The following is a 21082-nucleotide window of genomic DNA, read 5'->3' on the forward strand; positions in this document are numbered from 1 at the left end:
GATTACTTCTTCAGCGACACGAAGGCGTTGCGGCCAGCGTAGCGTGCCTTGCTTCCCAGCGCTTCTTCGATGCGCAGCAGCTGGTTGTACTTGGCCACGCGGTCGCTGCGGCACAGCGAGCCGGTCTTGATCTGCGTGGCCGTGGTAGCCACCGCGATATCGGCGATGGTGGTGTCCTCGGTTTCACCGGACCGGTGCGAGACGACCGCGGCGTAGTTGGCGTGGTGGGCCATCGCAATGGCTTCCAGCGTCTCAGTCAGCGTGCCGATCTGGTTGACCTTGATCAGGATGGCGTTGGCGGTGCCCGATTCGATGCCTTCCTTGAAGATCTTCGGGTTGGTGACGAACAGGTCGTCGCCGACCAGCTGCACCTTCTTGCCGATCCGGTCGGTCAACAGCTTCCATCCCGCCCAATCGTCCTCGGCCAGGCCGTCTTCGATGGTGATGATCGGATACTGCGCCGCCCAGTCGGCCAGGAAGTCGACGAACTGCTCGCTGGTCAGGCGCTTGTTCTCGCCCACCAGGTGGTACTTGCCGTTGTCGAAGAATTCGCTGGAGGCCACGTCCAGGCCCAGCAGCACGTCCTCACCGGCGGTGTAGCCGGCCTTGCCGATGGCTTCGAGGATGGTATCCAGCGCTTCCACATTGCTGCGGAAATCGGGCGCGAAGCCGCCCTCGTCGCCGACCGCCGTGCTCAGGCCATGGCCCTTCAGCACCGACTTCAGCGAGTGGAAGATCTCGGTGCCGGCGCGCAACGACTCGGCGAACGAATCGAAGCCAACCGGCAGCACCATGAACTCCTGGAAGTCCACGTTGTTGTCGGCATGCGCGCCGCCGTTGATGATGTTCATCATCGGCACCGGCAAGGTGACCTCGCCGTTGGCCAGGTGCTGCCATAGCGGGACCTTCTTGGACGCGGCCACCGCATGCGCGTTCGCCATCGACACGCCGAGCAGCGCATTGGCGCCCAGCCGCCCCTTGTTTTCGGTGCCGTCCAGATCGATCAGGCGACGGTCCAGGCCTTCCTGGTCGGTGGCGTCGAAGCCGTGCAGCGCGTTGGCGATCGGGCCGTTGACGTTCTCCACCGCCTTGCGGACGCCCTTGCCCAGGTAGCGTGTCTTGTCGCCGTCACGCAGTTCCACGGCTTCCTTGGTGCCTGTCGAGGCGCCGGACGGCACCATGGCGCGACCGAAGGAACCGTCTTCCAGCGTGACCTCGGCTTCGAGGGTGGGATTGCCGCGGGAATCGAGGATTTCGCGGGCGTGGATCTTGGCGATCTGGGTCATCGTGTCGTGTGCTCAGCTCAGAGAGAGGATTCGAGGAAACCGTTCTTCTTGGTGATGCTATCCAGCGCCAGCAGCGTTTCCAGCAGCGCTTCCATCTTGTCCAGCGGCCAGGCATTCGGCCCATCGGACAGGGCTTTGGCCGGGTCCGGGTGCGTTTCGGCGAACAGGCCGGCCACGCCTACGGCAACCGCTGCGCGTGCCAGCACCGGGACGAACTCGCGCTGGCCGCCGGAACTGGTGCCCTGCCCGCCCGGCAGCTGCACGGAGTGGGTGGCGTCGAACACGACCGGGCAACCGGTATCGCGCATCACGCTCAGCGAACGCATGTCGCTGACCAGGTTGTTGTAGCCGAACGAGGCACCACGCTCGCAGACCATGATGTCCTGGTTGCCGGTGGACTTGGCCTTCTCGACCACGGGCTTCATGTCCCACGGCGACAGGAATTGGCCCTTCTTGATGTTGACCGGCTTGCCGGCAGCGCAGACCTTCCTGATGAAGTCGGTCTGGCGCACGAGGAAGGCCGGCGTCTGCAGCACGTCGACGACGGCCGCGACTTCGTCCATCGGGGTGTACTCGTGCACGTCGGTCAGCACCGGCACGCCGACCTGCTTCTTCACCGCGTCCAGCACCTTGAGGCCTTCTTCCATGCCCGGACCACGGAAGCTGGTGCCGGAGGTGCGATTGGCCTTGTCGAAGCTGGACTTGAAGATGAAGTTCACCCCCAGCTTGCCGGTGATTTCCTTCAGGCGGCCGGCCACGTCGATCTGCAACTGCATCGACTCGATCACGCACGGCCCGGCGATCAGGAACAAGGGTTGGTCAAGACCGACGTCGAATCCACAAAGCTTCATTGCGACTGATTCCTCATGTAGGAGGGGCTTCAGCCCCGATGCTCTTCCCGATCCCGGTCGGGGCTGAAGCCCCTCCTACAGAATCCGGTCACGCCCGCGCTTCCTTCAACAGTTTGCCGCCCGCCTTCTTCTCGCGCGCGGCGCGGATGAAGCCGACGAACAGCGGATGTCCGTCGCGCGGCGTGGACAGGAATTCCGGATGCGCCTGGCAGGCCAGGAACCACGGATGCACGGTGCGCGGCAGTTCCACCATCTCCACCAGCAGGTCGTCCATCGACTTGGCCGCGATGACCAGGCCGGCGTCTTCCAGTTGCGTGCGGTAGCGGTTGTTGAACTCGTAGCGGTGACGGTGGCGCTCGGCCACCACGTCCTTGCCATAGAGTTCGCGCGCCAGCGTGCCCGGCTTCAGGCGCTGCTCCTGCAGACCCAGGCGCATGGTGCCGCCCAGATCGGAGCGCTCGTCGCGCTTCTCGACATCACCCGTCGCGGTGCGCCATTCGGTGATCAGGCCGATCACCGGATGCGGCGACTGCTTGTCGTTCTCGGTACTGTTGGCGTCAGTCAGGCCGGCGACGTGGCGGGCGTAGTCGACCACCGCCGCCTGCATGCCATAGCAGATACCGAAGTACGGCAGCTTCTGCTCGCGCGCGAAACGCGAGGTCAGCACCTTGCCTTCGAAGCCACGGTCGCCGAAGCCGCCTGGCACCAGGATCCCGTCCACGCCCCGCAGCAGCGCCATGTCGGTGCCTTCCAGCTCCTGCGCCTCGATCCACTTCAGGTTGACGCGCGTCCGCTGGCGCAGACCGCCGTGTTTGAGTGCCTCGCCCACGGACTTGTAGGCGTCCTGGTGGTCGACGTACTTGCCGACGACGGCGATGGTCACCTCGTCCAACGGATTGAGCGTGGCATCGACCGCCGCTTCCCACTCGGACAGGTCTGCAGACTTGGCGTTCTCGATGCGGAACTGGCGCAGGACGATCTCGTCCAGGCCCTGCCCGTGCAGACCCATCGGGATGCGGTACAGCACATCCACGTCCGGCACGCTGATGACGGCGCGCTCGGGCACGTTGGTGAACAGCGAGATCTTGCGGCGCTCGGAATCCGGGATCGGCTGCTCCGAACGGCACAGCAGCACGTCGGGCTGAATGCCGATCGAGCGCAATTCCTTCACCGAATGCTGCGTCGGCTTGGTCTTCAGCTCGCCTGCTGCCGCCACGTACGGCACCAGCGTCAGGTGCATGAAGAGGGCCTTCTCGGGGCCGCGCTCGGTGCGGATCTGGCGAATCGCTTCCAGGAACGGCAGCGACTCGATGTCGCCCACCGTGCCGCCGATCTCCACCAGTGCCACGTCGAAACCTTCGGTGGCTTCGTCGATGCAGCGGCGGATCTCGTCGGTGATGTGCGGAATCACCTGCACCGTGGCGCCCAGGTAGTCGCCGCGGCGCTCCTTGCGGATCACGTTCTCGTAGATCCGGCCGGTGGTGACCGAGTTCTTGCGGCTCAGGCGCGTGCGCACGAAGCGCTCGTAGTGGCCGAGATCCAGATCGGTCTCGGCGCCGTCGTCGGTGACGTACACCTCGCCGTGCTGGAACGGGCTCATGGTGCCCGGGTCGACGTTGATGTAGGGGTCCAGCTTCATCATCGTGACCTTCAGGCCACGTGCTTCGAGAATGGACGCAAGCGAAGCGGCGGCGATGCCCTTGCCTAGCGAGGACACAACGCCGCCGGTAACGAAAATCAGGGGAGTCATGGGCGGGGCTCCGGAAAGCCATAGTCTACAGGCAACGCGTGTCGCCCGGAAGCGCGACGCCCCGCCGAAGCGGGGCGTCCTGGATGGTCGACCAGTCGCGAAACCCTTGTCTGGCAAGGGTTTCTGGCGTGAAGCGGATCAGGGCTTGCGCTCTTCCTCTTCCTCGCCGGCCTTCTTCTGCCGACCTTCGGCGGCCTTGCGCTTGGCGGCGGCTTCGTTGGCGGCACGGCGACGCGCCTTGGCCTCCGGATCGGAGGGATCACTGGTCTGGGACTGGTCCTGCTTGGGCTTGTCGGCGTCGGTACCGGTCCGGGACTGGGCAAACGCCTGGACCGCGAACAGCGCACCGAAGGCAGCGGCGGACAGCAGCAACAGATTGCGGGACTTCATGGCGGGCTCCTGGTGGATGGCGGGAATCTGGGGACACCGCATGGCGTTCCCAAGGGCATCCCTGTCCACGCGCGCAGTTTCAGCGTGTGCGACTGAACATGGCAAAAATCCGGGGCAGGCGGCACACTGCCGCACCCGTCAATCCCGACAGAGGTCGTCGCATGCGCTTCTCCCTCCGACTGCTCGCCGCGCTCGCTGCCTTGGCCCTGCTGCCGGCGACCGCGTGGGCGCAACGCATGCCCCTGCCCCTGAAGGAGATCCGCCTCGACCAGGTGGCGCAGGACACCCAGCGCACCCACATGGTGGATGACACCATGGAACTGGTCTGGGTCATACCCCCCGTCTACTGGCATGTTTCCGCCGCCCAGCAACAAGGCTTGTCCGACGCCGACCGCAAGCAGTTCATCGCGCAACTCGATGACTATCTGCTCATCGCCATGGTGCGCGGCAAGGTGGGCATCGCCGGCATCGACGAATTCGCCGACAGCGACACGATGTTCAGCGACATGCGCTTCCTCGACGCGACGGGGACGGCCCACGCACCGATGGCGCCCACGAGCATCCCCGCACAGCTGAAGAACCTGCTTTCCATCCTCCGTCCCGTGATGGCCAACATGCTGGGGCCGATGGGCGACAACATGCATTTTGCCGTGCTCGATGCACGCGACGCCAAAGGCAAGCTGCTGTTCGACCCGATGACGGACGGCCGCGTGCAGGTACGCACCTCGCTCGACACCTACAGCTTCCGCACGCCGCTCGGCAGCCTGCTGCCGGCACGGCACGACGCCAGGACCGGCGAGCGCTTCCCTGGCGATTATCTCTTCAATCCCTATACCGGCGGCGCCCTGCAGGGCGCCGCGCAACCCCGCTGAGAACCCGCACGCACCATGAGCAGCCGCTACAACGCCGCCGACATCGAAGTCCTTTCCGGCCTTGATCCCGTCAAGCGCCGTCCGGGCATGTACACGGACACCTCGCGCCCGAACCACCTGGCGCAGGAGGTCATCGACAACGCAGTGGACGAGGCCCTCGCCGGCCACGCCGGCAGCATCGAGGTCACCCTGTTCAAGGATGGCAGCTGCGAGGTCAGCGACGACGGTCGCGGCATGCCTGTGGACATCCATCCCGAAGAGAAGATCCCGGGCGTGGAACTGATCCTCACCCGTCTGCATGCGGGCGGCAAGTTCAGCAACAAGAACTACACCTTCTCCGGCGGCCTGCACGGCGTGGGCGTCAGCGTGGTCAACGCGCTGTCCACGCTGGTGGAAGTGCACATCAAGCGCGAGGGCAGCGAGCACCGCATCACCTTCCGCAACGGCGACCGCGCCACGCCGCTGGAAGTGGTCGGCAGCGTGGGCAGGAAGAACACCGGTACCCGCGTCCGCTTCTGGGCCGACCCGAAATACTTCGACACGCCGAAGTTCAACGTGCGCGCACTCAAGCACCTGCTGCGCGCCAAGGCCGTGCTGTGCCCGGGCCTGAACGTCACCCTGTTCGACGAGGCAAGTGGTGAACGCGACAGCTGGCATTTCGAAGACGGCCTGCGCGACTACCTGCGGGGTGAAATGGCGGGCCGCGACCTGCTGCCGCCGGACATCTTCGTCGGTCAGCTGAAGAAGGACAGCGAGGTCGTCGACTGGGCCGTGGCCTGGGTGCCGGAAGGCGAACTGGTGCAGGAAAGCTACGTCAACCTGATTCCCACCGCCCAGCACGGCACGCACGTCAACGGCTTGCGCAGCGGCCTGACCGATGCGTTGCGCGAGTTCTGCGATTTCCGCAACCTGCTGCCGCGCGGCGTGAAACTGGCGCCGGAAGACGTGTGGGACCGCGTGGCCTTCGTGCTGTCGCTGAAGATGACCGATCCGCAGTTCAGTGGCCAGACCAAGGAACGCCTTTCCTCACGCCAGGCCGCCGGCTTCATCGAAGGTGCGGCCCATGATGCCTTCAGTCTGTGGCTGAACCAGCACGTGGAGCTTGGCGAGAAGATCGCGCAGATCGCCATCGAGCGCGCCAGCGCGCGCCTGAAGACCGAGAAGCAGGTCGTCCGCAAGAAGGTCACTCAGGGCCCTGCCCTGCCCGGCAAGCTGGCCGACTGCATCAGCCAGGACCTCTCGCGCACCGAGCTGTTCCTGGTGGAGGGCGACTCCGCAGGCGGCAGTGCCAAGCAGGCGCGCGACAAGGATTTCCAGGCCATCCTGCCGCTGCGCGGCAAGATCCTGAATACCTGGGAAGTGGCAAGCACCTCGGTGCTCGCCTCCGACGAAGTGCACAACCTGGCCATCGCCATCGGTTGCGATCCCGGCAAGGACGACATCAGCGGGCTGCGCTACGGCAAGGTCGTGATCCTGGCCGACGCAGACTCCGACGGCCTGCATATCGCCACCCTGCTGGCTGCCCTGTTCCTGCGTCACTTCCCGGCGCTGGTGCAGGCGGGCCACGTGTTCGTCGCCATGCCGCCGCTGTTCCGCGTGGACGTGGGCAAGCAGGTGTTCTATGCGCTGGACGAGGAAGAGAAGCGCCTGCTGCTGGAGAAGATCGAGCGCGAGAAGATCCGCGGCCAGGTCAACACGACCCGCTTCAAGGGTCTCGGCGAAATGAACCCCGCCCAGTTGCGCGAATCCACCATCCACCCCGACACGCGGCGGCTGGTGCAGCTGACCGTGGACGACAGCCTGCAGACGCACGGCCTGATGGACATGCTGCTGGCCAAGAAGCGTGCGGGCGACCGCAAGACCTGGCTGGAAGCGAAGGGCGACCTGGCTTCCCTCGAAGTCTGAAATCCGGCGGGGCTTGAACGTGAGGGGCCGTCGCGGCGGTCCCGTCGCGAATGATGGCGGTGCCATGGTGGGCACGGTTCAACATGCCGTTCACCCTCCCGATGAGATAACGCGGGCATGGCGCAGACACCACCGCACAACGCCCACCCCTACACCTTCGGACTCGAGGAGGAATACTTCCTCGTGCGCAGCAACGGCCGGCGCCTGCGGCACATGCCACGCCGCTTCTTCGAGGAATGCCGCGACACGCTGGGGGACCGCTGCGGCAGCGAGATGCTGCAGACCCAGGTCGAAGTGCAGACCCGGGTACACGATGATCCCGCCGTCGCGGAGTCCGATCTGCTGGCGTTGCGTCGCGGGGTTGGTGGTATTGCGCACAAGCATGGCTTGGGGATCCTGGCGGCCGGCACGCATCCCTCGGCGCAGTGGCGCGGCCAACGCAGCACCGACAAACCGCACTACGACCAGGTGATGGATGAGTTGCAGATGCTCGGTCACCGCAACCTGTTGTGCGGACTGCACGTGCACGTGCAACCTGCCGATCCTTCGTCGCGTGTCGGGCTGATGGCGCGCATGCAACCCTTCCTGCCGTTGCTGCTGGCGTTCAGTACGTCGTCACCGTTCTGGATGGGGCACGCCACCGGGCTGATGGGATATCGGCAAACCGCCTATCAGGAGATCCCGCGAACCGGGCTGCCACCGCTGTTCCGCGACCAAGCGGAATATGATCGCTACGTGCAACGCATGGTCGACGGCCGTGCCATCCCGGATGCGAGCTTCCTGTGGTGGGCACTACGGCCCTCGCTCGCCTTTCCCACGCTGGAACTGCGCGTCACCGACGCGTGCACCGATCCGCGCGACGCACTGGCGATCGCGCAGCTGTTCCGCTGCCTGGTACGGCACCTGGATCGCAGGCCTGCCCTGCATGCGGAACTGGGGACCGGCGACCAGGCCGTGATTGCGGAGAACCTGTGGCGCGCGCAGCGGTACGGCTTTGATGCAGGACTGATCGACCTGGGCAGCCGGCGCCTGGTCTCCGTGCGCGAGATGCTGGACAACACGCTCGATGCCCTGGCCGACGACATCGACGCGCTGGCATGCCGGCCACAGATCGAACGCTTCTGGTGCATCCTCGACGAAGGCACCAGCGCCCATCGGCAACTGCAACTGCACCGCGAACGCCGCCTGGCCGGCGACACGCATGCCGAGGCCCTCGACCATGTGGTGCAATGGCTCGCGCGCGCAAGCGTCGTTGCGTGACCGGCGCGCATGCTCAGCGCGCGATGGCCTTCTGCTGCGACACCACGAAAACACCTGCCATCACCAGTACCGTCCCCGCGACCTGCCAGGGACCCATCGGTTCGCCCAGCAGCAGCAGGCTGAGCACGATGGTCGACACCGGGCCGATCATGCCGACCTGCGCTGCCAGTGCAGAACCGATCCGGGCCACGGCCATCATGACCGCCAGCACCGGCAATACCGTACACAGCGTACCGTTGACCAGCGACAGCGCGTACACCTCCCACGGCAGCACCAGCGCGCCGAGCGGCCGGAGCAGCAGGAACTGCAGCAGGCAAAGCACGCTGGCCACACTGCTGGCGTATGCGGTCAGGCGTACCGCGCCGACGCGTGCGACCACTTCGCCACTGCCGACAAGATAGAGCGCATAAGCCAGCGCGCTGCCGAATACCAACATGCTGCCAAGCGCGATGTTGGACCCGCCTGCCTGCAGGTCATGACCGAACGCCAGGGCCACGCCGGCATAGCTGACCCCCAGCGCCCACGCCTGCCTGCGCGAGATGCGCTTGCGGTACGCCAGCCAGCCGATCAGCGCCACCAGCGTCGGCGTGAGGTACAGGATCAACCGCTCCAGCGTGGCGGTGATGTGGGCCAGACCCGCGAAGTCGAGGAAGCTGGCCAGGTAGTAACCGAGGAAACCCAACAGCAGGATTCTGCCCAGGTCGTCCTTCGACAGCGCCGCGCTGCGCCGCGCGGCCCACACCCCCATCAGCAGGAAGAACGGAAACGCGACCAGCATGCGTAGCGCCAGCAACGTCACTGCGTCGGCGCCGTAGCGATAGCCCAGCTTGACGATGATCGCCTTGCCGGAAAAGGCGATGGCACCCAGCGCGGCCAGCAGCAGGCCGGAACGGCTGACCGCGTTCAGGTATTGTCGCGCCGCTGGTGCTTCCACCGCCTCGGCTGGCGCCACGTCGAGTGGCTGCGCCAGTTCGTCTTCCGCTTGCAGCCGTGTCATGGCGACCGCATCACGCCAGCGTGCATTCCAGCAGGCGGCGGATGAGCACCTGCGTGCGTGCGGCACGCTCGGGCAGGTAGGCGAAGCTGTCCTCGTCCATGTAGTTCAGCTGCGCCAGTTCGAGCTGCACCGCCTGGATGCCATGGGCGACATCGGCGTAGTGACGGGTGATGTAGCCACCGCGGAATCGACCGTTGATGACGAAGCTGAAGTCCGCCTGCGACGCAAGCACGCCTTCCAGTGCGTGCTGCAGGGCCGGCGAACAACTCGCTCCACCGGCGGTACCGAGATTGAAATCCGGCAAGCGACCCTCGAACAGAAAGGGCACCTCGCTGCGGATGGAGTGGCCTTCCCACACCACGACGCGCCCGTGCGCTTCGTGGAGGCGCGCGATCTCGGCCCGCAGGGCTCGATGATAGGGGCGCCAGTAGGTGTCCACGCGTGCCGCGATTTCCTCCGGCGTCGGCTCCTGTCCTGGCAGATAGACGGACTCGCCGCTGAAACGCACGGTGGGGCACAGGCCGGTGGTGTTCTGGCCCGGATAGAGCGAGACATCATCCTCGGGCCGATTGAGGTCCACCACATAGCGCGAGTACGCAGGCACGATGATCGAGGCGCCCAGTCCGCGTGCGAAGGCATACAACTCGGCGACATGCCAGTCGGTATCCGGCACGCGGCGTGCCTCCGTGGTCAGGCGCGCCGTGAGGTCGTCCGGCAGCGCGGTGCCATGGTGCGGCAGGCTGATGAGCAGCGGCGCCGTGCCGCGATGCAGGGTATAGGTGTCCATGCCGCCATTGTATCGCCGCACCCGCCATGGCAGGCGTCAGCGCAGGAGCACCACTTCCTCGGCGCTGGTGGGATGGATGGCCATCGTGTCGTGCAGGTCGGCCAGGGTGATGCCCTTCTTCAACGCCACCGCGAACCCTTGCAGCATTTCGTCAGCCCCTTCGCCCAGCAGATGCAGGCCGACCACGCGCCGGTCGTCGCCCGTGCAGACCAGCTTGAACAGGCTGCGCTGCGGCGAATCGGCCAGTGCATGCAGCATCGGCCTGAAGCGCGTCGCATATACGCTCACCTCATCGCCGAAGCAGGCACGCGCCTCGGCTTCGGTCAGCCCCACTTTTCCGACAGGCGGATGCGAGAACACCACGGTGGCGATGTTGCGATAGTCCAGCTTCGCATCGGCCTGGCCACCGAAGATTCGGTCCATCAGGCGGCGTGCCGCTGCGATCGCCACGGGCGTCAGTGCCGCCTGTCCCGTCACGTCGCCCAGGGCACAGATCCCGTCGACGGAGGTGTTCTGGTACGCGTCCACCTGGACGAATCCGCGCGCATCGGTCGCCACCCCCGCATTCTCCAACCCCATGCCGGATGTGTTGGGTGTACGCCCCGTCGCGAAGATCAGCCCATCGAAGCGCTCGCTGCGCGTCCCGTCCACCGCCAATACCGTCACTCCGCCCCCGGATGCCTCTTCCAACGCTGCCACGGCATGTCCGAAATGCAGACGCACCCCGTGCTGGCGCATGTCGTCCGCCAGCTCCGCGGTGATCTGCTCGTCGAAGCCGTCCAAGAGGCGTTGGCCGCGCACGAAAAGTTCCACCTGGCTGCCCAGCGCCTGCAACACACCGGCCAGTTCGACCGCCACGTAGCCGCCTCCCACGATCGCCACGCGGGGTGGCGCCGCGCACAGGTTGAAGAAGTCATCCGAGACCATGCCGAGTCCGGCGCCGGGAATCTGCGGTCGCGATGGCCGCCCCCCGGTCGCAATCAGCACCTGCCTGCCTTGCAGCGCCACGCCATCTGCGTTGACCACGGTGTACGCGTCGCTGAACCGGCCATGGCAGGGCATCAGCACCACGCCACTTTCATCCAGCCGCTTGCGATAGCTGGCATGGATGCCGGCGATGTAGCGCTGGCGATGCACGATGAACTCCTTCCAGTCCAGCGTGGGCGGTGCGACGTCGAAACCCAGCGACGATGCCAAGGCGATCTTCTGCGACAGTTCGGCCGCCAGCCACATCGCCTTCTTGGGCACGCAGCCCACGTTGACGCAGGTGCCTCCCAGCTCCCTGGGTTCCAGCAAGGCCACTTTCGCGCCGTGCGATGCCGCGCGGAACGCGCCGGCCAGACCACCCGAGCCGCCCCCCACCACGATCAGGTCGAATTCCTGCGGCTTCATGCAAATCGCTCCGGTCGGTAAGGCAAGGGATCGAACGCCGGGGTGCGGCCCATCATCAGATCGGCCATCAACTGACCGGTCGCCGTACTCATGCTGATGCCGAGCATGCCGTGGCCGGCCGCCATCCACACGTGACGATGGCCGGGCGCACGCCCCAGCAGCGGAAGATCATCCCACGTCATCGGCCGCCACCCGTACCAGCGCTCGTGCACTTCGGCACCGAAGGGCTCACGCAGGAACTCGCGTGCGCCGCGCTCGAGGGCAGCCAGCCGCGTCTCGTTGAGCGTGTCGTCAAGGCCCGAGAACTCCATCGTGCTGCCCAGGCGGAAGCCGCTTTCCCATACGGTCACGCAGACCGAGCGATCCTTCAGCACCATCGGGTGACGCGGTACGCGCACCGGCCGCGCATAGGTGATCGAATAACCCTTGCCGGGCTGGATGGGCGCCTTCAATCCCAGCGCGCGCGCGAACGCGGGCGTCCAGGCGCCCAGCGCGATGACGGCATCATGTCCCGCGCGCGTGCCCTGCGCCGTTGTCAGCCGTACGCCGGTGGAGATCGTTTCGAGCCTCTCCACGCGACAGTGTTCTTCGAGGATCCCCCCGCGCTCCCGCACCACGCGTGCAAGCTCAGCGACATAACGGTCCGGCCGCAGCCGCGCATCGCCGGGAAACCGGATGGCGCCCGCGACGCCGGGCAGCATGGCGGGTTCCTCCCGCTCGTAGTCCCTGCCGCCGAACACCTGCGTGGCAATGCCGAATTCCGCCAGCACCGCGCATTCGTCCACATGACGCTGGAATCTGCGTGGATCGCGGAACACATAGTCGAGTCCCTCCTCCTCGAACTCGCAGTCCAGTCGATAGCGGTCTACCCAGTCCGCCAGCCGGCCTCGCGCATCGTTGAGCAATGCGGCACGCGCCTGCGTGCTGCGGCGCCAATCACGCAGGTTGCAGCGGGCGGCGAAGCGCAGCAGCCAGTGCCACAGCGCGGGATCGACGCGGGGCTTGAGGTATAGCGGCGCATCCGGCGTGAACATCCACCGCAATGCCTGTACCAGCACGCCCGGCGCGGCCAGGGGCGGCGCGTGGCTGGGCGTGATGGTGCCGCAATTGCCATGCGAGGCACCGCTACCGACGCGGGCGGCATCCAGCACGCGCACGCTACGGCCTGATTCGAGCAGCGCCAATGCGGTCGCCAGCCCGATGGCGCCACCGCCGATAACCAGGACGTCGTCGCTGGGAACATTCACCCTGTCCACCCCGTCGCTGTCACGCGGCGCGAAGCCGCAAAGGTTGCAGCTTCGCGTAGGTCAATGAACGCCACAGCCATTCGACCGGACCGAACCGGAACCGCGACAGCCAGAGCCGGCTCAGCGCCACCTGCAGGCCGAACAGCACCAGTGCGAACACCGGTTGCCACGCGCGCGGCAACTGCTCGAAGTAGCCGAGGCCATATCCGTAGAAGATCCAGGTGCACACCAGCGACTGCATCAGATAGTTGGTCAGCGCCATGCGTCCCGCGGGCGCCAGCCAGGCGAGCGACCGCTGCCACGGTGGGGATGCCAATGCGCGCATCACCCAGGCGACATAGCCCAGGCACATCAGCAGGTTCGCCAGCATCTGCAGTGCGAATGCCGTGGACATCCGCAGGTTGAACGTGGCGAAATCCATCGTGGGTGCCAGCGTCACCGACCCGAGCATGGCCAGCAATCCCAGCGGCCATGCCACCCAGCGCAGGGTCGCGTACATGCGCGGAAATTCTCCGGGCCGCGCGATGGCGCCACTGCGCACGAACCACGCGCCCAGCAAGAACAGACCGAACGCAATGAAGCCGAACATGGTGATGTTGCTGAGCAACATGCCCGTGCTCTTCAGGCGCTGCCAGGTGGCATCCACATAGCTGCCACTGCCGTACGCGACACGCTCGTTGTCGACCAGCGCCTGCATCTGCGTGCCGATCTCACCCATGGCCTTGTCCCAGCCTTCGGTGCCCGCCAGCAGCGAGCCCATGCCGCCCATCAGGAACATGAAGCCGATCGGCATGGCATATGCGCCCAGGCCGAGCCAGACATACCAGCGGTACGGCAATGGCCGGAACGCCAGCAGCAGGAACGAGCACAGGGCGTACATCATCAGGATGTCGCCAGCCCACACGAAGAGTGCGTGCACCGCGCCCAGGGCGAGCAGCACCAGGCCGCGGCGCCAGTACACCCCTGCGAAGGGCCGTGACGCCTGTTCGGCACGCTGCGACATCACGGCGAAACCCATGCCGAACAACAGCGAGAACAGCGTGTAGAACTTGCCTTGCACCAGCACGTACACCAGCAGGTCGACGGTGCGGTCCATCCCCACGAGCTTCGGGTCCAGGCCCGTACCCGACGCCAGCACCGGCCCCACGAAGCCTTCCAGATTCATCAGCAGGATGCCGAACAGCGCGAAGCCGCGCAGCACATCCATCGCTTCGATGCGCTCGGCCACCGCGATGGGCGCCAGGTTGTCCGTGATCGTCGCCTTCATTCCCTTCCCCGTTGGTCTCGCTCTGGTCAGGGATTAGACCATGCGCCATGCCGCATCCTGCGCGGCAAACGAAACGGCCCGCTTGCGCGGGCCGTCGGGATCACGCGATGCCGCGTGGATCAGTGGTGATGACCACCGTCGCCGTGCACATGGCCGTGCTCGAGCTCCTCGGCGCTGGCTTCGCGCACTTCCACGATCTCCACGTCGAAGTGCAGGTCCTTGCCGGCCATCGGGTGGTTGAGGTCCACGTCCACCACGCTCATGCCGACCTTCTGGATGGTCACGGCGCGCGGGCCGAAGTTGGTCTGCAGCACGACCTGCTGTCCCGGCACCAGGCGCTGGTTGCCGAAGTGCTTCTTGGGCACGCGCTGGCTCAGGCCGTCGCGACGCTCGCCGTAGGCATCCACTGCCGCCACGTCCACGCCGAAACTCTCGCCTGCCTCGCGGTCCTGCATGGCGCTCTCGAGGCCCGGGATGATGTTGCCGTGGCCGATCAGGATCGCCAGCGGCTCACGGTCCTTCGAGCTTTCGATCGGCTCCTGGCCGGCTTCGGACACGGTGTAATGGAAACGGACGACGCTGTCTTTTGCGATTTTCATGCGGGACTCTGGACGGGGCCTGCCGGCGGGCAGGACGGGCGCGGCTTGTGGACCGCAAGGGAATGCGGCGAAGATGCGCCGCGATGAAGGCCCGACATTATCCCGGCTTGACCCTGCCCGCGCCACTTCGGCGCTGGGCCGTCCTCCTGTTCTGCAGCAGCCTTGTCGCCCTGGCCGGCTGCGGTGGCTCCAAGCCCCAGGCCCGCAAGTCGCCACCGCCTTCCGCGCAGCGCGCGTGGCCGGCGGTGCAGGCCGACGATCCCGCCGCTGCCACCTCGGTCCTGATGCGCGCCATCGGCCTGGTCGGCACGCCCTACCGCTACGGCGGCAACACGCCGGAATCCGGCTTCGACTGCAGCGGCCTGGTGACCTACGTGTACCGGGACATGCTGGACCTTCGCCTGCCGCGTACCTCGCGGGAACTCGCGCAGGTTCAGGGACCGAAGATCGAGCCACGCCGCCTGGCGCCAGCAGACCTGGTGTTCTTCGGCAACAAGGGCAACGTCACCCACGTGGGCATCTACGTGGGCGAGGGCCGGTTCGTGCATGCGCCCAGTACAGGCGGAACCGTGCGGCTGGACCATCTGGATGGGCCCTACTGGCGCGACCACTACAGCGGCGCAAAACGCGTGCTTCGTTAGGATTCGGTCAAGTCTGTGACGCGCAACGTTCACATTTAACGAATAAATAACGATTTCTGAACCAAATCGGTCCGATCAGCCGGCATTATCGCCCCTGACTTGTTAAATCCCTCCCGCGCGTGACGACCGACGACGACCTGCCAACAGGCCAGCCTGCCGCCACCCACCGCCTGCCGCGGAGGGTTTCCCGACTTCTTTTGAGCCTTGGCCTGTGCGCCATGGTCTCCGTGGCGCAGGCCCAGACTGCTCCGACCGCCGTCGAGTCCGCGTCAACGCCGGCATCCGGCGATGTGGTGGAGGCCCCCGCCCCCGCTGCCAGGTCCGTCACCGCCAGCGTCAAGGAAAAGGCCGCCGAGGCCGCCACCGCCACCCTCTCCGCCCTGCTCCCGCGCCTGGCCGCCAGCGACACGCTGCCGCTGGTCGATCGTTCGGCGATGGTCGCCGGTGACATCAGCAAGCTGCTGGCCGCCTACGACCTGAGCAAGGAAGGTGTGGTCGCGCAGGAGCAGCAGGGCGGCAAGGTCCAGGCCGTCCTGCAACGCGCACTGGCCCTGATGGGCACGCCGTACCGCTGGGGCGGCACCTCGCCCGACAGCGGTTTCGATTGCAGTGGTCTGGTCGGTTACGTCTTCCGCACCGCGCTGGGTATCGAACTGCCGCGCGTCTCCCGCGACATGGCCGCCAAGGCCGACGCGGAAATGGTCGGTGCGCGCGAGGATCTGCGTCAGGGTGATCTGGTGTTCTTCGGGCTGAAAGGCCGGGTGAACCACGTGGGCATCTACGTCGGCGAAGGTCGTTTCCTGCATTCGCCCAGCCGCGGCAAGGATGTACGCGTGGACACGCTGCTTACCGGCTACTGGGCCAATCGCTACCTGAGTGCGCGCCGCGTCGCGATGTGACCGCACGCAGGCCACTGCAACGATGAGGAAGGCCGCCCTGCGCGGCCTTCTTCTTTTCCCTCTCCTGTGCGCCGCAGCTTGCATCGCTCGCCGGCTTGCCTCCATCCTCCGGCGATCGCGCCGTGAAGGCGCAACCATTTCTTCGCGCCGAAGGGGAGTCGTACGCGATGCAGGCATCACTGCTGACCAATCTGCTGCTGCCGTTGGCCCTGGGCATCATCATGCTGGGGCTGGGGCTGGGACTGACGCTTGAGGATTTCCGCCGCGTGGCGCGCTACCCACGCGCGGTGTTGATCGGGCTCGCCTTGCAGACGCTGGTACTGCCCTGGGTCGCGTTCGGCCTGGCACTCGGCTTCGGCCTGCCTGCGGAACTCGCAGTGGGCCTGATGCTGCTGGCCGCCTCGCCCGGCGGCGCCACCGCGAACATCTACAGCCATCTGGCGCGCGGCGACGTCGCGCTGAACATCACCCTGACCGCGATCAACAGCCTGCTTTGCCTGCTGACGCTGCCGGTGATCCTCAACCTTTCCCTGGAGTACTTCCTCGGCGCCGGTCAGTACGTACCGCCACCGACGAAGAAAGTCGTCGAGGTTGCCGCCATCATCCTGCTGCCCGTCGCCATCGGCATGGTCATCCGTGCCAAGGCGGCAGGGTTCGCGGCACGCACCGAGAAGCCCATCCGCCTGCTATCGGTGCTGGTGCTGGCCTTGCTGGTGGTCGCGGCGGTGGCGCAGGAGTGGAAAACGCTGACCACCTACTTCGCCATCGTCGGCCTGGCCTGCCTGTTGTTCAACCTGGCCAGCATGGGCGCCGGCTATGCGGCGCCGCTGGCGCTGCGCCTGCCGAAGAAGCAGGCCATCGCCATCGCCATGGAGATCGGCATCCACAACGGCACGCTGGCGATCTTCATCGCCCTCAACGTGCTGCAGAACCCGACCATCTCGGTGCCAGCGGCGGTGTACAGCCTGCTGATGTTCGTCACGGCGGGCGTATTCGCATGGTGGGTGTCGCGGGACAAGGCGGCGAACACCTGAGTTGCGAGGGTGTTTCCCGTGGGAGCGACGTCAGTCGCGAACGAACACTCCGGTGCCTTCATCGCGACTGACGTCGCTCCCACAGGAGCCTATCGGTTCAACCCGAGCGCGGTTCGCCCTCTTCCAGCCCCACGTTGGTGGACGCCGATTCGTAGACTTCCCGATCCAGCAGCCCGGTCTCCTTCGCCACCAGCACCGGCACCAGCATCTGGCCGGTCACGTTGGTCATCGTGCGCATCATGTCGAGGATGCGGTCGATCGCCACCAGCAGGCCGATGCCTTCCAACGGCAGGTTGGCCGCACTCAGCACCAGGGTGACCATCACCGTCGCCGTGCCCGGAACGCCGGCCGTGCCGAAGCTGCCCAGCACCGACGCCAACAGGATGACGAAGTACTGGTTCATCGAGAGGTCCAGCCCGAAATACTGGGCCACGAAGATCGACGTCAGCGCCGGATAGATCGCGCCGCAGCCATCCATCTTGATGCTGGCGCCCAGCGGCACCGCGAACGCGGCGTAGTCCTTGTCCACGCCCAGGTTGTGGGTGACGCTGCGCAGCGCGACCGGCATCGAAGCGAAGCTGGACGAACTGACGAACGCCACCTGCATGCCCGGCGCGGCGCCGCGGAAGAACTTCCACGGGTTCAATCCGTGCGCCAGCAGCAGGCTGCCGTATACGACGACGATGTGCAGCGCGCAGGCCAGGTAGAGCGCACCGATGTAGCTGCCCAGTGGCAGCAGCTTCTCGAACCCGTAGGTCCCCACCAGCGAACCGATCAGGCCGAACGTGCCGATCGGCGTCATCTCGAGCACGAAGCGCGTGACCTGCACCATGGCGTCGCTGGCCTCGCCGGCGAGCTTGCGCAGGCCCGCGCTGCGTTCGCCCAGCTTGACGAGCGCGAAGCCCAGCAGGCCGGCGAAGAAGATCACCTGCAGGATCTTGCCCTCGGTCAGCGCCTTGAACGGATTGGCCGGCACGATGTCGAGCAGCACCTGTACCGGCGTGGGGACTTCGCGCACCTGGTAATCCGGCGCCATCATCAGCCCGGTCAGCCCCTTGCCCGGCTGCACCACCCAGCCCACGGCCAGGCCGACAGAGACCGCCAGCGTGGCCGTCGCGGCAAACCACAGGAACGTGCGCCCTCCCAGCGCCGCCACGGACTTCTGCCCGTGCAGGCTGGACACGGCATTGATCACCGCGAAGAACACCAGCGGCACCGCGATCATCTTGATCAGAGTGACGTAGAGATCGCCGAGTGGCTTAAGCCAGACACCGGAGGCCGGTCCCAGCATCCATCCCGCCAGCGCGCCCAGCACGAAGCCGGCGACCACGCGCTGCCAGAACGGAATCCTCAACCAGGCCGAGACCAGACTCATCCACCGCGACTCAGAAAAACGGACGCGCCACCTTAGCCCATGACTCCGCGCGGGGCGACCATGCCGGCGGAATGCCGGGTGTCATGAACAGGACACTGCGCGGACGGCATAATGGCGCGTCCGCCTTCCTCCGGTTCGCCATGCACCTGCGTTCTTTCGTGTCGCCGCTCGCCGGCATGACCCTGCTCACCGCGCTCGCCGGTTGCGCCAGCACCTCGCCCGCCACGTCCTCCGTCGTCCATGTCGATGTCGCGCCGGTGGCCCACCCGCAGGGCGAAACGCCTCAATGGTGGTACCGGAATGGTGCAGCGAAGGCCGCCGCCAATGGCGCGATGCAGGGCAAGGCCAGGAACGTCATCGTCTTCCTCGGCGACGGCATGAGCCTGACCACGGTGGCCGCCGCGCGCATCTTCGAAGGCCAGCGCAAAGGCATGCCGGGCGAGGAGAATCTGCTGAGCTGGGAGCACTTCCCGCACACTGCCTTCAGCAAGACGTACAACACCGATTCGCAGACGCCCGACTCGGCCGGCACCATGACCGCCATTGCCAGCGGCGTGAAATCGCACATGGGCGCCATCGGCGTGTCGGCCGGCCGCAAGGGCGAATGCACGCCCGACGGCAGCAAGGACCTGCTGAGCTGGCTGACGCTGGCCGACAGCGCCGGCCTGGCCACCGGTATCGTCACCACCGCGCGGGTGACGCATGCGACACCCGCGGCGACCTACGCTCACGTCTCGCATCGCGACTGGGAGAACGACAGCGACCTGCCCGCGGAGGCGACCGAGGCCGGATGCAAGGACATTGCCCAGCAATTGCTGGGCGCTGCACGCTTCGGACATGGTCCGACGGTGGTGCTGGGCGGAGGGCGTGGCGAGTTCCTGCCCGTGGATGTGCGCGACCCGGAAGAAGACGACAAGGTCGGCCAGCGCCTCGACGGCCGCAACCTGGTCGCCGAGTGGCAACAGGCGCATCCGCAAGGTGCCTATGCCTGGAATACACGGCAGTTGGAAGCCGCCACGGATGCACCGCAGCTGCTGGGCCTGTTCGAGTATGACCACATGCAGTTCGAACACGACCGCCGCAAGGATGACCAGGGCGAACCTTCGCTTGCCGACCTGACGCGCAGCGCGATCCGCACGCTCTCGCGCAATCCGGAAGGCTTCGTGCTGCTGGTGGAAGGCGCGCGCATCGATCACGCCAACCACTATGGCAACGCGTATCGCGCACTCGATGAGACCGTCGCGATGTCGGATGCCGTGCGCGCCGCGACGGAGGCCACTTCACGCGATGACACGCTGATCGTCGTCACCGCCGATCATTCGCACACGCTCAACTTCGTCGGCTATCCCGTGCGCGGCAATCCGATCCTGGGCAAGGTGCGTGGCCAGGGCGGCGAAGACGACACGCCAGGCGACCTCGCGCGCGACCAGACGGGCCTGACCTTCACCACGCTGACGTACGCCAATGGTCCCGGCTACACCGGCGCCAGCAACCGCCAGCCTGCGGGGTCGAAAACGTTCCTGCATGCCCCCAGCAGCGTCGAACCGTCGGAGGGTCGGCCGGACCTGAGCCACGTCGACACCGAGCACCCGGATTACCTGCAGGAAGCGCTGGTGCCGCTGAAGTCGGAATCGCACGGCGGCGAAGACGTCGGCATCTGGGCCATCGGTCCCGGCAGCGACGCCTTCCGCGGCACGCTGGAGCAGAACGCGATCTACCACGTCATCGTGCAGGCCGCACCAAAGCTGCGTGCGCGCCTGTGCGCAGCGGGCACGTGCGACGCGAATGGCGTGCCGGTGGAACTGCCGAAGCCGGCGGATTTCGAGAAGAAGTGAGTTCTCGCGCCGGGTGGCCGGCGCGATCGTTTCAGAACGGCTTCGCCAGCACCAACCACACCACCGCGATCAGCCCGAACAGCGGCAGCTCGTTGAACCAGCGCAGGGCCGTCGGCGAAGGCAGCGACGTGCCCTTTGCAGCACCCTTCAGCCAGCGGCCAGTGACGATGAAGTGCACCAGCATCAGCGCGACCAGCGTGAGCTTGGCATGCAGCCAGCCGCCGCTGATGCCGAAATGGAACCACAGCACGCCGCCCAGGATCACCGCGATGCCGAACATGCTGTGGCCGAAGCCATACAACCGACGGCCCATCAGCAGCAGGCGTGCCTGCACATCGGCTTGTCCGCTCGTCTCGGCCAGGTTGACCAGGATGCGCGGCAGGTAGAACACCGTCGCCATCCAGGCGATGACGAAAACCAGGTGGAAGGTCTTGACCCAGAGGTACAGGCTGGCTTTGTCCACGCTGGCCGCTCCATCGCATCGAAAGGGTGATGCGGGATTCTCCGCTACCGCTGCAAGGACTGTCCAACGCAATGGAATGCCACGACGCCCCCGCTCGAAGAAGAGGCCACGAGCCCGTCGTTCCAGCGTAAGCTGGAGCCCATCTCGATTCCGCCATCGCGCTGCGCGGCAACGCGCGATGGATCCCGGCTTGACCAGCCATTCGGCTGTTGAAAACCGCTGGGATGACGAG

Annotated in this window: 19 protein-coding genes; 7 read left to right on the forward strand and 12 right to left on the reverse strand. The window is 66.2% G+C overall.

The genetic code is table 11. The annotated features are described in order from the left end of the window. Positions 1-2: 2 nt before the first annotated feature. The 4 genes from eno to OY559_RS13775 form a co-directional block, all read right to left on the reverse strand. On the reverse strand, positions 3-1286 hold the full coding sequence (gene eno, locus OY559_RS13760) for a phosphopyruvate hydratase (protein ID WP_277726810.1): 1284 nt from the start codon (positions 1284-1286) through the stop codon (positions 3-5). A 17-nt stretch (positions 1287-1303) separates the two neighbouring features. Further along, a complete protein-coding gene (kdsA, locus tag OY559_RS13765) occupies positions 1304-2137 on the reverse strand; it encodes a 3-deoxy-8-phosphooctulonate synthase (RefSeq protein WP_277726811.1) in 834 nt (277 codons plus the stop codon). Between the two features lie 88 nt (positions 2138-2225). Next, positions 2226-3887 (reverse strand): CTP synthase, encoded by a 1662-nt coding sequence (locus tag OY559_RS13770; protein ID WP_277726812.1) that lies wholly within the window; start codon positions 3885-3887, stop codon positions 2226-2228. A 138-nt stretch (positions 3888-4025) separates the two neighbouring features. Next, positions 4026-4277 (reverse strand): hypothetical protein, encoded by a 252-nt coding sequence (locus OY559_RS13775; RefSeq protein ID WP_277726813.1) that lies wholly within the window; start codon positions 4275-4277, stop codon positions 4026-4028. A gap of 161 nt (positions 4278-4438) precedes the next feature. Between OY559_RS13775 and OY559_RS13780 the strand changes: the two genes are divergently transcribed. From OY559_RS13780 to OY559_RS13790, 3 genes are all read left to right on the forward strand, one after another. Beyond that, complete coding sequence (locus OY559_RS13780) at positions 4439-5149, forward strand: hypothetical protein (protein ID WP_277726814.1); 711 nt, start codon at positions 4439-4441, stop codon at positions 5147-5149. A gap of 15 nt (positions 5150-5164) precedes the next feature. Beyond that, positions 5165-7054 carry a DNA topoisomerase IV subunit B gene (gene parE / locus OY559_RS13785; RefSeq protein WP_277726815.1) on the forward strand — a complete coding sequence of 630 codons (1890 nt, stop codon included), beginning with the start codon at positions 5165-5167 and terminating at the stop codon, positions 7052-7054. Positions 7055-7171: 117 nt separating this feature from the next. Further along, positions 7172-8314 (forward strand): carboxylate-amine ligase, encoded by a 1143-nt coding sequence (locus OY559_RS13790; RefSeq protein WP_277726816.1) that lies wholly within the window; start codon positions 7172-7174, stop codon positions 8312-8314. 13 nt (positions 8315-8327) lie between these two features. On the opposite strand, the gene OY559_RS13795 is transcribed toward OY559_RS13790, so the two are convergent. From OY559_RS13795 to OY559_RS13820, 6 genes are all read right to left on the reverse strand, one after another. Continuing rightward, positions 8328-9248: a DMT family transporter gene (locus OY559_RS13795; RefSeq protein WP_277730009.1), complete on the reverse strand. Its 921-nt coding sequence runs from the start codon at positions 9246-9248 to the stop codon at positions 8328-8330. 73 nt (positions 9249-9321) lie between these two features. Next, on the reverse strand, positions 9322-10098 hold the full coding sequence (gene hutG / locus OY559_RS13800; RefSeq protein WP_277726817.1) for an N-formylglutamate deformylase: 777 nt from the start codon (positions 10096-10098) through the stop codon (positions 9322-9324). A gap of 36 nt (positions 10099-10134) precedes the next feature. Then, positions 10135-11490, reverse strand: coding sequence for a glutathione-disulfide reductase (gene gorA, locus OY559_RS13805; RefSeq protein ID WP_277726818.1), 1356 nt, complete (start codon positions 11488-11490; stop codon positions 10135-10137). Further along, a complete protein-coding gene (locus OY559_RS13810) occupies positions 11487-12737 on the reverse strand; it encodes an NAD(P)/FAD-dependent oxidoreductase (protein WP_277726819.1) in 1251 nt (416 codons plus the stop codon). Before OY559_RS13810 ends, gorA begins: the two co-directional genes overlap by 4 nt. 19 nt (positions 12738-12756) lie before the next feature. Continuing rightward, positions 12757-14004 (reverse strand): DUF418 domain-containing protein, encoded by a 1248-nt coding sequence (locus tag OY559_RS13815; protein ID WP_277726820.1) that lies wholly within the window; start codon positions 14002-14004, stop codon positions 12757-12759. Positions 14005-14123: 119 nt separating this feature from the next. After that, positions 14124-14603, reverse strand: coding sequence for an FKBP-type peptidyl-prolyl cis-trans isomerase (locus OY559_RS13820; protein WP_277726821.1), 480 nt, complete (start codon positions 14601-14603; stop codon positions 14124-14126). An 83-nt stretch (positions 14604-14686) separates the two neighbouring features. Between OY559_RS13820 and OY559_RS13825 the strand changes: the two genes are divergently transcribed. The 3 genes from OY559_RS13825 to OY559_RS13835 all read left to right on the forward strand — a co-directional run bounded on the left by OY559_RS13825 (position 14687) and on the right by OY559_RS13835 (position 17177). Next, the gene (locus OY559_RS13825; RefSeq protein ID WP_277726822.1) at positions 14687-15244 is read left to right on the forward strand and encodes a C40 family peptidase; all 558 of its coding nucleotides are present in this window, start codon (positions 14687-14689) and stop codon (positions 15242-15244) included. A 218-nt stretch (positions 15245-15462) separates the two neighbouring features. Next, complete coding sequence (locus tag OY559_RS13830) at positions 15463-16143, forward strand: C40 family peptidase (RefSeq protein ID WP_277730010.1); 681 nt, start codon at positions 15463-15465, stop codon at positions 16141-16143. A gap of 167 nt (positions 16144-16310) precedes the next feature. Beyond that, positions 16311-17177, forward strand: coding sequence for a bile acid:sodium symporter family protein (locus OY559_RS13835; protein WP_277726823.1), 867 nt, complete (start codon positions 16311-16313; stop codon positions 17175-17177). 97 nt (positions 17178-17274) lie between these two features. Here OY559_RS13835 and OY559_RS13840 read toward each other — a convergent pair whose 3' ends face one another. Continuing rightward, the gene (locus tag OY559_RS13840; protein WP_277726824.1) at positions 17275-18552 is read right to left on the reverse strand and encodes a dicarboxylate/amino acid:cation symporter; all 1278 of its coding nucleotides are present in this window, start codon (positions 18550-18552) and stop codon (positions 17275-17277) included. 140 nt (positions 18553-18692) lie between these two features. On the opposite strand from OY559_RS13840, the gene OY559_RS13845 reads away from it, so the two are divergent. Then, on the forward strand, positions 18693-20387 hold the full coding sequence (locus OY559_RS13845; protein ID WP_277726825.1) for an alkaline phosphatase family protein: 1695 nt from the start codon (positions 18693-18695) through the stop codon (positions 20385-20387). A gap of 31 nt (positions 20388-20418) precedes the next feature. On the opposite strand, the gene OY559_RS13850 is transcribed toward OY559_RS13845, so the two are convergent. Then, positions 20419-20787 carry a CopD family protein gene (locus tag OY559_RS13850; protein ID WP_277730011.1) on the reverse strand — a complete coding sequence of 123 codons (369 nt, stop codon included), beginning with the start codon at positions 20785-20787 and terminating at the stop codon, positions 20419-20421. Positions 20788-21082: the final 295 nt, after the last annotated feature.

The sequence above is a fragment of the Pseudoxanthomonas sp. SE1 genome, from assembly GCF_029542205.1.
GTDB lineage: Bacteria > Pseudomonadota > Gammaproteobacteria > Xanthomonadales > Xanthomonadaceae > Pseudoxanthomonas_A.

What these genes read in the sequence shown, in the direction of transcription:
- parE (WP_277726815.1), top strand. Translation starts at nt 5,165, where the DNA reads ATGAGCAGCCGCTACAACGCCGCCGACATCGAAGTCCTTTCCGGCCTT.
- OY559_RS13820 (WP_277726821.1), bottom strand. Translation starts at nt 14,603, where the DNA reads ATGAAAATCGCAAAAGACAGCGTCGTCCGTTTCCATTACACCGTGTCC.
- OY559_RS13830 (WP_277730010.1), top strand. Translation starts at nt 15,463, where the DNA reads ATGGTCTCCGTGGCGCAGGCCCAGACTGCTCCGACCGCCGTCGAGTCC.
- OY559_RS13825 (WP_277726822.1), top strand. Translation starts at nt 14,687, where the DNA reads ATGAAGGCCCGACATTATCCCGGCTTGACCCTGCCCGCGCCACTTCGG.
- OY559_RS13815 (WP_277726820.1), bottom strand. Translation starts at nt 14,004, where the DNA reads ATGAAGGCGACGATCACGGACAACCTGGCGCCCATCGCGGTGGCCGAG.
- OY559_RS13845 (WP_277726825.1), top strand. Translation starts at nt 18,693, where the DNA reads ATGCACCTGCGTTCTTTCGTGTCGCCGCTCGCCGGCATGACCCTGCTC.
- kdsA (WP_277726811.1), bottom strand. Translation starts at nt 2,137, where the DNA reads ATGAAGCTTTGTGGATTCGACGTCGGTCTTGACCAACCCTTGTTCCTG.
- OY559_RS13840 (WP_277726824.1), bottom strand. Translation starts at nt 18,552, where the DNA reads ATGAGTCTGGTCTCGGCCTGGTTGAGGATTCCGTTCTGGCAGCGCGTG.
- OY559_RS13775 (WP_277726813.1), bottom strand. Translation starts at nt 4,277, where the DNA reads ATGAAGTCCCGCAATCTGTTGCTGCTGTCCGCCGCTGCCTTCGGTGCG.
- OY559_RS13770 (WP_277726812.1), bottom strand. Translation starts at nt 3,887, where the DNA reads ATGACTCCCCTGATTTTCGTTACCGGCGGCGTTGTGTCCTCGCTAGGC.
- OY559_RS13780 (WP_277726814.1), top strand. Translation starts at nt 4,439, where the DNA reads ATGCGCTTCTCCCTCCGACTGCTCGCCGCGCTCGCTGCCTTGGCCCTG.
- OY559_RS13850 (WP_277730011.1), bottom strand. Translation starts at nt 20,787, where the DNA reads ATGGCGACGGTGTTCTACCTGCCGCGCATCCTGGTCAACCTGGCCGAG.
- eno (WP_277726810.1), bottom strand. Translation starts at nt 1,286, where the DNA reads ATGACCCAGATCGCCAAGATCCACGCCCGCGAAATCCTCGATTCCCGC.
- OY559_RS13790 (WP_277726816.1), top strand. Translation starts at nt 7,172, where the DNA reads ATGGCGCAGACACCACCGCACAACGCCCACCCCTACACCTTCGGACTC.
- hutG (WP_277726817.1), bottom strand. Translation starts at nt 10,098, where the DNA reads ATGGACACCTATACCCTGCATCGCGGCACGGCGCCGCTGCTCATCAGC.
- OY559_RS13835 (WP_277726823.1), top strand. Translation starts at nt 16,311, where the DNA reads ATGCAGGCATCACTGCTGACCAATCTGCTGCTGCCGTTGGCCCTGGGC.
- gorA (WP_277726818.1), bottom strand. Translation starts at nt 11,490, where the DNA reads ATGAAGCCGCAGGAATTCGACCTGATCGTGGTGGGGGGCGGCTCGGGT.